This window comes from Nonomuraea marmarensis (assembly GCF_043197025.1).
GTDB classification, from domain to species: Bacteria; Actinomycetota; Actinomycetes; order Streptosporangiales; family Streptosporangiaceae; genus Nonomuraea; species Nonomuraea marmarensis.
The window spans coordinates 115681-125551 of record NZ_JBICRM010000030.1 but is presented as its reverse complement, the minus strand read 5'-3'; the positions used below and the strand labels follow the sequence as shown (position 1 = coordinate 125551).

The following is a 9871-nucleotide window of genomic DNA, read 5'->3' as shown; positions in this document are numbered from 1 at the left end:
TCACCGCTCAGGGCACACCCCTCCTCACGACACGCGGACAACGCGAAGCAGAAGTGGGGACCTAAACCGGCCACCAGTGGTGACCTCGAACTGGCCACCTGTGGGGACTTTTACATGGCCACGGACAGTCCTTCGGGGTCAGTGGCTGAGGTTCTCTCGCCAGTTCTTATCAGCTTGTAATCCTGGACCTCCTCAAGGTGGAAGCCAGAGCCATGTCTCCATAGGAGCAACAGGGATGTTGCATACTCTGCTGAGGTGGAGTTTCAGAGCGGTCCGAGGTTGTGGGGGCGAACAGGTCTGCTGCCGACTAGCGTCTGAGTGCCTGTGAACAAGCCCTCCGGGGTGGGTGACGACACGCCGAGGGATGGAGCGGGCGAAATCCTCTGGTATAGGGGCCTCTTCCGGTAGCAACGGCGGTATCGAAGCCCTATCGCTGACTGGAAGGTCCTGTGCCGTTGTATGCTCCCGCCGCCCTGTGTTGTCACGTCGGAGAGTGGTTGGTCGTGTGTGGCGTACCTGTTCGGCATGGTGCTTTGGTTGACCATGGCAGGACCGTCGTGACGTATCCCGACGTCACCGGATTTCTTGACGCGGTAGGAGTTTGTGCCGGGTGCGCTTGACCACCCTGGGATAGCTGCGATCGAGGCCGACGTGAGATTCTTTCCGCCGGCTCTGTTCTATGGCAGTGATGACGTGCACTGCAGAGGCGCTCACCGGTACGCGGGTGCCTGGTCAACTGGGAGCGCGTTGCGGAGTCTGGGACGCGGCGTTGCTGAGCGATCTCGCATGCTGCATTTCGAGCTCTGCAAGAAGCGCGGGGGTGAAGGTGCGCAGGAACGGGATGATGAACACTGCGGTGGCCGCAGCGAATACGCCGAATGCCAGACGGTACCCGAGCCATTGGGCGAGTATCCCAGCCAGCGGGGCGCCCAGAGCGATCGGGCCCCAACTGGACAGCCGGGCAATCGAATTGTAGCGGCCCATCATCTCCGGGCGCACGAGCGTCTGGCTGATGCTGCGGGAGTTAACCACCCACAGGGCGCTGCCCATGCCGCCAAGGAAGGCCCCGGTGCCGACTGCCCAAACGTTCGTGGTCAACGCCGGGACCGCCACCATCGAGCAGGTCAGGTACACGTTGGCGAACATCACCCACCGTCGTCCGAACAACCGGTTCGCAGTAGTTACGCTTAATGTGCCGACAATCCCGCCCAGGCCCAGCGCGCCGACCAGGGCGCCGTAAGCGGGGGGGCTCAGGCCCCACATCTTCGTAGCTACCAATGGCATGAGTGCATACCAGGCGGCCCAGCAGGTGACAAGGATCGTGACCGTGAACGTCAACAGCCGCAGCAGTCGTTGGTGTCGCAGGAATTGCAGCCCCTCGCTGATTTGCTTGTTCATTGAAAGTACGGGGGTGGTTGTCGCCTGTGTGACTGTGAACTTGCCCACCAGCAGAGGCAGGATGGCCAGGGCAATCAGATAACCGCTGGCCGAGATGCCAAGCGCGATGGCCATTCCTGCTGCGGCCAAGCAGCCGCCCAGGAGCGGACCGATGGACCCGTTGCAGAGCGTCTCGACGCCGATTATCCAGACATTGGCGCGGTCTCGGCCAGTCGACGCCACGGCGTCAGGGATTATCGCGGCGGCAGAGACCAAGGCGATCACCTCGGCTACACCGAGAATCACAGCACCGCCGTAAAGTATTCCCAGCGCGATCACATCTGTCACGACCGCTGCCGCCAAGCCGAGTACGACGGCGATCCGCATGCTGTTTGCGAGCCAGAGCAGTTTGCGCCGGTCAACGCGATCGACGAGCACCCCCACGTGCAGCGCGACCAGCAGCCACGGCAGTGACAGAGCCAGCAGCACTCCAGACACTAGTGCTGGGGACGTGGTCAACCATGTGGCCAGAAGAGGAAGCGCCACTTTGATAACGCCTCCGATCAGGTTGGTCACAGCGCCGAACACCACCAGCACCCAGGTGTTTCGCTTACTCGGATCCAATGCACGCCTCCTCTTGAACATGTCCGGAAAAGCGCTCGGCGAGTTTTCATCTACATAAATAAATATCGCAGTTGCAAATTATTTTCAATAAGATGTGAAGTGGTGTCTCTGCTGGTGCCAGGGCGATCTTCAGCCTGGGTCACCCGTCCACACCCCCCATGGTCGACATCACTCTGGGTGAAGCTGTCGATGCTTCTTGCGGCGCCATGACCTGGATGCCGACATTCCGCGCTTCCTACGGCCCCTGACCCGGTTGCAAGCCGAGCTTGGCGAGTTGACCGCCGAGCAAGTCACCGCAGTGCTCACCCCGGCATGGGGGGAGATAGCGCCCGCACCTGGAACCAGCACCGCTCCGCTCCGCGTTCCTCCACCACCTGGGCTGTCGCGCGCTGGAAGGGTCGCCGACCTGAGCCACGCTGATCGAGCGACGCAAGGTGAATCTCCGACACCGCCAAGGTCATCGACCGGCACCTGATCGAGGCCCTGTGGCAGCGCCGCGATCTGCCCTGCGGAACAGGACGCTCTTTCGCCTGTTGTTGCGAAAGCGCCGCGCGCGCCAGTTGGAGATGGGTGAGTGGATTGTCCTCGCCGTAGGGAAGCCTCAATCGAGGAGATTTCCGTTTACCGGAACAATGGTCTAATGTTCGGAAGATGCTGGAGGTGAGAGCGACCGCGCGATCGGAGTGTGACGTCCACCCCGGAAGACGTGATCTGGGCCTCAAATCCAGCACGATGTCGATCAGCGGACGTCGGCGCCGAGGGCCGGGGCGTTTTTCCACATTGGCCACCGACATCTCGATCGTCCGGTCGGCCTCGTTGATGGGCGGCGTGACTTCCTCGAGGGGTGGTAATGGCAGTGACGGACGATCAGTCTGCCGCGTTCGACGCTGTACGCGGCCCGGTTTCCCGTCACCGCGGGAACCCGGCCGCATCGGTTACACAGGTGCATGCCTTCGGTTGGCTTGGTCATTTAGTGGTCCCGTTCTCCGGTCGTCGAGGGGCAACGGCCATCTAGAACCAGCCGTGCGACGCCGGAGCGCAGGGTCTGGGCAAGGCTTTGCCATAGGAAGAGTGCCGGTGGATGGCTCCGGCTGGTGAACTGACAAATGGTCGATGGGCTGGTGAATCGGCGTTATCGGTGGTGGGCTGGGGTCTACTACTCTTCACCTGCGTAGGATTTTGAGATGTGGTCGACGATCGAATTGCATGAGGTCCGCGTTTTTCTCGCGCTTGCCGGGGAACTGCATTTCCGGCGCACCGCCGAGCAGTTGCATCTCACGCCGGCCCGGGTCAGCCAGGTCCTTCGCGATCTGGAACACAAGACCGGTGTGCCCTTGGTGTACAGGACCAGCCGGCGCGTTGAGCTGACCCAGTTCGGCGAGCGGTTCCGCCGAGAGGTGGGCGGCGCGTACGAGCAGTTCATGAACGCTCTGAAACAATGGGATGCCGCCGGGACGCCGCCGTTGCTGCGCCTGGGCTTGTTCTCCGATCCCGGGGTTTCGAGGATCGCGCAGATTGTCAAGGTGTTCGAGCAGCGTTATCCCGGATGCAGCGTGCAGGCGGCGGAGGTCCCCGTCGGCGATCCGTTCGGGCCGCTGCTGCGTGGCGCATTCGATCTGATGGCGAGTTGGCTCCCGCACGGGCAGGCCGATGTCGTATGCGGGCCGATCCTCAGCCGCGAACCGCGCGTGCTCGCCGTCTGCTCCGACCATCCCCTGGCTGCTCGCGACGAGGTCTCGATCGAGGACCTGGCCGGGTACGAGGTGATGCACTTCGACACGATGCCCAAGGAGTTCCACAACGTGTGGATCCCGGCCAAGACGCCCACGGGGCGCCCGATCCGCCACCGCAGGTTCAGCGAGCATTCGCTGGGTGACCGCGGGCGCATGACCAGCGAGCTGCTGTATCTGATCACCATCGGACGGGTGGTCCATCCCACCGTGCCCTCGTTCGCGAACATGTTCGCCCACCCCGACATCGTCTACGTACCGATCCCGGACATGCCCCCGCTATGCAGCGCGCTGGTGTGGCGACGCCGCGGGTCGAACCCTCTCCTGCGTGACTTCGTTGCCGTCGCCCGAGATGTAGTCCGAAATTCCGGTAGAGCATCTCCTGGCGCATAGCCACCGCTCGTTGGTACGAGTGGCACAGGGCTCATCCGCAGCACGGTCACCCGCCTGCTGGGCAGGCACCGCAACATAGACATGAAAGGTAGGGAAACCAAGGGGTATCGCTCTTAAGAGGGCGTTTATCTATGGCTGATGAGCATATGCCCCTTTTGAAGCACTTCGCCCTATAAGGATATCTTTGCGCAGCCCTCACCGCTGATCGGAGCGCCCGTTTGATTGTCATATGGCGCTCGAATTCCGTCTGGTCTAAAAATGGGACGGAAACTCCCGACCAGTCGAAGGCCACTGCCGATCACATGTTTCGAGTAAAAGTTCTGTCATGAGTGAGCGGAAGTCGTACCCCAGCGATATATCCGATGCCCGCTGGGCACTAATCGAGCCCACCTTATCTGCCTGGCGGCAGGCCCAGCTCGATCGCAGACCCACCGGCCAGCCGGCCTCAGTCGAACTACGACAGGTCTTCAACGCCATCCTGTATGTCAACAGGACGGGAATCGCCTGGAAATACCTGCCCCACGATTTTCCGCCGCACGGCACCGTTTACGCCTACTACGCTGCCTGGCGGGACGAGGGAATCTTCGCGCAACTCAATTACGACCTGGTCGGCCTGGCCCGCGTCAAGGAAGGCCGCAAGGCCGAACCGACCGCGGGCACGATCGACACCCAGAGCGTGAAGACCTCCACCAACGTGCCCCTGACCAGCCAAGGTACCGACGCCGGGAAGAAGATCGTCGGCCGCAAGCGGGGCATCGTCACAGACACGCTCGGCATCATCCTCGCCGTGATGGTCACCGCCGCGAGCCTGTCCGACAATGCCATCGGAATACGGCTGCTCGACCAGGCCAAAAACACCTACCCAACGATATCTAAAACCTGGGTAGACACCGGCTTCAAAAACGCTGTGGTCGAGCATGGCGCCAGACTAGGCATCGACGTCGAAGTCATCTCCAGAAAGACCGAGACCCCGCGACTTTCACGTCGTGAAACGCCGCTGGGTCGTCGAACGCAGCCTGGGCTGGCTCATGCTGTACCGCCGCTTAACCCGCGATTATGAAACCCTCCCCGCCAGCTCCCAAGCCATGATCCACATTGCCTCGATCAACAATCTCACCAAACGCATAACGGACGAGACCACCCCAACCTGGCGAGGCACCTACTAGAACATAAGCCGCAATCTACTCAAATCAAATGCCCTCTCAGCGGGGATCTCCTCCGGCCAGGCATCCCCATTCAGGGATGCGTCTTTCGGCATTACAGCCTCCAATCACTTCTCGAAACCGCTGCCGCCCTTCCCCGTGTGACCGGCTCTCCCGGCCTCGGAGTACTACCGCAGCTTCGCCCCGCTCCGGCACGATCGGCCGACGGTGGGCCCAGCCCGGCTCACCTCGCGCTGGTCGCGCGAGATCGGGCGGAACCGGAGCGGTTCCCGTGTTCGCTGTGTTTCGCTCGACGGAGGAGGAGCCCGACTTTGCCCCTGCGGCATCGCCACGAGTACGCCGCAGACTTTCCTCGTGGCCTCCCGGCTGGCGCTTGAAAACCGCCCAGGAGTTCCCCAACCCGGAAGGGCGGGTGCGCACCGCGCCCGGCCCAGATCCGTCAGATTCGAGCCGGTCGATCCTTAAGGGGCGTAACACGCCGGTTCCTCTCGTACTCCTCTCCATCCCGCTTGCCGGACCCGCGCCATCTGACGGTGCTGGCGCGTCCCGGCTTTGTCAGGGCCGCTTGCCACCCTCACCGGCACCTCCCGGCTTGGGCTACCCTCAGCTCCACCATCCCTGCTGCGACAGGACGGCGGTGAAGGTCTCTCACCTCCACTCGAAACACAGCGCTTTCCACGGCGCACCCAGGCGTGGATCGAATCGCTGTTCGGCCACGTCAAGGACGAGCATCCACACCTGGACAAGATCACTGATCCGTACGAGCTGGAGGCCGGACTGGACACGATCCGCATGTTCTACAACGAGGTTCGGTTCCACGAGGGCATCGGCTGCGTCACGCCCGACGACGAGCACCACGGCCGCGGTGAGGTGATCCGGGCTGCCCGCCGCGCTGGACTGAAGGCCGCATACGAGGCCCGGGTTGCGACCCGGCGAGAACTACGCCCGGATCCCCTACAACCCCTCCCGCGACTGATGGGTATTTAGAGCCCGATCTGGTGCATCTTCTTCTCTGACACACCTCGGGCCGAGCCTGAGGAGGATCGCGCGTAGTAGGCCCGGAAACGCGGCTTCCATTTCTGCAGTGCGCAGCACGTTGAGAGATTGGCCGCCTTCGCGGTGAGTGGCGATGATGCCCGCTTCGCGGAGGATCTTGAAGTGGTGGCTGAGGGTGCTCTTGGCCACCGGGGTGTCGAATCGGCCGCACGCGATCGCTGCGTCCGACTCACTTAGCTGCCGGACAAGGTGCAGGCGCACCGGGTCCGCAAGGGCATGCAGGACAGCGGTGACCTCCAGGGAGGCAGGGGCCTGAGCCTGCGGGTTCGACGTCATGTTCCTCCTCGCATCCCAGAGTACTCAAGTGTTCGATGATCATCGAACTTGTCTTAGGGTAGTTCCATGACTATCGAACACCGTCAGGTTGTCGTGGTGCTCGCGCTGATCGCGGCCTTCATGGTCTTCGTCGACGGCACGATCGTGAACCTCACCCTCGCCCAACTCGCCTTGCACCTGCACGCCTCCCGCTCCGAGCTGGAATGGGCCGTCAACGCCTACACCCTCTCCTTCGCTGCAGTGATGCTTGGTGCCGGGGCGATCACGGACACGCTCGGCGCAAAGCGGGCCTTCGTGGCAGGCCTGCTGGTCTTCACCGCGTCCTCCGCGGTCTGCGCGGCCGCCGCCTCGATGCTGGTGCTCAACATCGCCCGGCTGGCCCAGGGCGCAGGCTCCGCTCTTCTGCTGCCCAGTGCGCTCGTCCTGGCCACGGCATCCGCGACCGACGAGCAGGCGCGGCACCGGCTCGTCGGCTGGTGGGCCGCCGCCGGGGGCGTCGGGATGGCTGCCGGACCGCTGCTGGGCGGGGCGCTGGTCGCGCTCGCGAACTGGCGGGCCGTGTTCGTCGTAAATGTGGTCACCGGAATCCCCGCCGTAGTCTGGAGCCTGCGCTCGATGCCCGCCCTCGCGCGCCGCAGTCGGCGTCTCGACATCGCCGGCATGGGCACCGCGACTGTACTGATCGGCGGGCTGGTCTTCGCGCTCATCGAAGCCCCCGCGCAGGGCTGGCTTAGCCCCGCGGCCATCACTGCCGCCGCGCTGACTGTCGCCGGGCTCGTTGGCTTCGTCTGGGCCGAACGATCCACCCGGGCGCCTCTCCTGCCGCCAGGCGTCTACTCCGACCGCGGATTCGTCGCCACAGCCGCACAAGGCGCCTTGTTCAACTTCGCCTTTTATGGGCTGCTGTTCGCGATGAGCCTGATGCTCCAGCAAGGCCGCGGACTCAGCGCGCTGGTCAGCGGGCTGCTGTTTCTGCCCCTGACCGGCCTCATCTCGATCGGCAGCATCTGCGCTGCCCCGCTCGCGCAACGCATCGGACGTCCCGCTGTCCTGGGCATCGGCCAGGCCGTCCTGACCACCACACTCCTCGCGGTGGCGTGGGCCAGCACCTCAACCGCGCTCTGGCCACTGGCGCTTGCCCTTGTTCCCGCCGGGTTCAGCTCGGGACTGCTCGTGCCCACCATGACCTCGCAGTCCATCACCGCCGTCGAACCCGCCCTGCACGGGGCAGCGTCCGCGGCGTTCAACACCTCCCGCCAGGTCGGTGCAGCCATCGGCGTCGCCACTTTCGGCCCGCTCCTCGAGGCCACCCACAACCTCAGAGACGGGTTCATCACCTGCGTGGTCGTCAGCGCCGCCGCCACCGCAGTCGCCCTGGTAGTGACCGCACTCGCACGGCCGGCCGCACGCACAGAGAGGCTGAATGCCTGAGTGCCATGTGCAGCCTCGACCCCAGATCCTCCTGACCGCCTGGCCGTTGTGGTCACCGATCAACCTCGCCCAAGATTGCGGGGGTATCACTCTTAGAGTGATACCCCCACGGCCGCCCGGATCAGCTGGTCGGCGGTGCCTGGCGGACCTCGTCGACGGGGGCGCCGGCCAGATCGTGCCGTCTGCCCGCGTTCAGATGTGCCCGGCCAGTGGTCCTTCTTGAGGGCAGGTGGTTTCTTCCGGCGGCAGAATTCCGGTGATCAGGTAGTCCTGAAGGCGGTCGCGGATACAGGTGGATGAGAGGTAGTTGACGTGGGTGTCGCCGGCGTAGGTGAGGAGGCGACTGCCGGGCAGGCGTTGGTGTAGCCACTTCTGCTGCTGGGGGGCGGCGAATGCGCTGTGGAGGCTGCTGATGATCAGCGCGGGTGGTGTGCGCGGTCCGAATGGTAGCGGGTGCTGGCGCGCGGCTGTCGGCAGTGGCCAGCCGGCGCAGCCGCTGAGGGCCTCCCAGGCTGGTGAGGCGCCGTGGGTGTCGGGCGCCGTCCGGGTCAGGCTGCGGCTCCACGCCTGGAACTGGCCGAGGGAGACCGGCCGGGCCGGCAGGTCGTCGCAGGAGGTGATCCGGTACGGCTCGGCGCTGCCGGTCCAGCCGATCGAGTTGACCCATTCGATCTCGAAGTAGGGCAGCCCGCCGCCGGTCTTGGGGGCCTGCCGTGCCTGCTCTATCGCCGCGGCGAGGGCGCCGAAGCCGGTGAGGGCTTCGGGACCTGAGCCCTGGAGCACCAGGTCGCCGAGTTGCAAGATCTCATCGGTGACCATCTGGATCTCGTCGCCGGTCATGGCGAAGCCGAGGCTTGTCGGGATCGGGTGGCGGTCGGCGTAGGCCACGAGTTGGTCGTAGGCCGCTGGGATGTCGGTGCCGTGCAGCACGCAGGAGGCGGTTTTGTCGCACCATCGGACAAAGCGATCGAACTCGTCCTGGACGGCGGCCGCGTCGCTGGCCAGGTACGCCCAGGTTGACCGGTCAGGGTCGGCTGGCTGGTCGAGGGCGATCGCGCGGACGTGTTGCGGGTAGCGGCTCAGGTAGGCCAGAGCGACCTGGTTTCCTGAGGTCCATGCGTACAAGCTGATCGACGGTTCGCCCAGCGCCCGCCGGACCGCTTCTAGGTCACGCGCCTGGCTGGCGGAATCCATATGCTCCACAAGGCCGCCGGTGCGGGTGGAGCAGTTGTGCGCGAACGCGCGGTTGTGGGCGATCAGCGCCTGGTAGCCGTCGTCGGTGGTGGGGAAGTAGGACGAGCCGGGCGCGTGTGGTGGCAGGTCGCACCGCAGGGGCGTGCTGCGTGTGGGCAGGGCAATGGGGGTGTTGTTCGGGTGTGTACCGCCGCCTCGCGGGTCGACGCCGACGATGTCGAAGCGGTTGATCAGTTCCGCCGGGAATTTCCCTTGCCCGATGCGGTCTGCGACGAACTGTTCGGAGGAGACGCCTGTGCCGTTGAGGAAGACGAGCGTGCCGATGCGCCGCGCGGGTGTCGATGCGCGATGAAGGGCGAACGCCAGGGTGATGTGGGGTCCGTCTGGGTGAGCCCAGTCGAGCGGAACTGGGATGCTGGCGCATTCGGCGGCGTTTCCGCAGGGCAGCAGGGTCAAGGGCGGGATGGCGGTGGAGGCGGCAGGAGGGGCGACCGCGCTCATGGCGAGCACGAGCACGCAGGCCAGCACAACCCGCCATCCTGGCAGACCGCCCGCTCGTGCCTGCGCCGGCTCTCTGCCAGCGCGGGACCGAGCCTTGATCATCTCGTACACCATTGCCTCCTGTAC

Annotated in this window: 6 protein-coding genes and 1 pseudogene; 4 read left to right on the top strand and 3 right to left on the bottom strand. The window is 64.6% G+C overall.

The annotated features are described in order from the left end of the window. Positions 1-732: 732 nt before the first annotated feature. A complete protein-coding gene (locus ACFLIM_RS36985; protein ID WP_393173034.1) occupies positions 733-2001 on the bottom strand; it encodes an MFS transporter in 1269 nt (422 codons plus the stop codon). 1184 nt (positions 2002-3185) lie between these two features. Here ACFLIM_RS36985 and ACFLIM_RS36980 point away from each other — a divergent pair. The 3 genes and pseudogenes from ACFLIM_RS36980 to ACFLIM_RS36970 all read left to right on the top strand — a co-directional run bounded on the left by ACFLIM_RS36980 (position 3186) and on the right by ACFLIM_RS36970 (position 6274). Continuing rightward, positions 3186-4124 carry a LysR family transcriptional regulator gene (locus ACFLIM_RS36980; protein WP_393173033.1) on the top strand — a complete coding sequence of 313 codons (939 nt, stop codon included), beginning with the start codon at positions 3186-3188 and terminating at the stop codon, positions 4122-4124. 325 nt (positions 4125-4449) lie between these two features. Then, a pseudogene (locus ACFLIM_RS36975) lies at positions 4450-5290 on the top strand (IS5 family transposase). Between the two features lie 549 nt (positions 5291-5839). Further along, a complete protein-coding gene (locus ACFLIM_RS36970) occupies positions 5840-6274 on the top strand; it encodes an integrase core domain-containing protein (protein ID WP_393173032.1) in 435 nt (144 codons plus the stop codon). Here the strand turns inward: ACFLIM_RS36970 and ACFLIM_RS36965 are convergent. After that, positions 6242-6619 (bottom strand): ArsR/SmtB family transcription factor, encoded by a 378-nt coding sequence (locus tag ACFLIM_RS36965; RefSeq protein ID WP_393173031.1) that lies wholly within the window; start codon positions 6617-6619, stop codon positions 6242-6244. The genes ACFLIM_RS36970 and ACFLIM_RS36965 overlap by 33 nt on opposite strands. A gap of 66 nt (positions 6620-6685) precedes the next feature. On the opposite strand from ACFLIM_RS36965, the gene ACFLIM_RS36960 reads away from it, so the two are divergent. Next, positions 6686-8050 (top strand): MFS transporter, encoded by a 1365-nt coding sequence (locus tag ACFLIM_RS36960; RefSeq protein ID WP_393173030.1) that lies wholly within the window; start codon positions 6686-6688, stop codon positions 8048-8050. Between the two features lie 192 nt (positions 8051-8242). Here ACFLIM_RS36960 and ACFLIM_RS36955 read toward each other — a convergent pair whose 3' ends face one another. Then, positions 8243-9760: an alpha/beta fold hydrolase gene (locus ACFLIM_RS36955; RefSeq protein WP_393173029.1), complete on the bottom strand. Its 1518-nt coding sequence runs from the start codon at positions 9758-9760 to the stop codon at positions 8243-8245. Between the last annotated feature and the right edge of the window lie 111 nt (positions 9761-9871).

Bases quoted from the DNA above. Each gene is read 5' to 3' on its own strand.
- ACFLIM_RS36980 (WP_393173033.1), top strand. From the start codon at position 3,186: ATGTGGTCGACGATCGAATTGCATGAGGTCCGCGTTTTTCTCGCGCTT.
- ACFLIM_RS36965 (WP_393173031.1), bottom strand. From the start codon at position 6,619: ATGACGTCGAACCCGCAGGCTCAGGCCCCTGCCTCCCTGGAGGTCACC.
- ACFLIM_RS36960 (WP_393173030.1), top strand. From the start codon at position 6,686: ATGACTATCGAACACCGTCAGGTTGTCGTGGTGCTCGCGCTGATCGCG.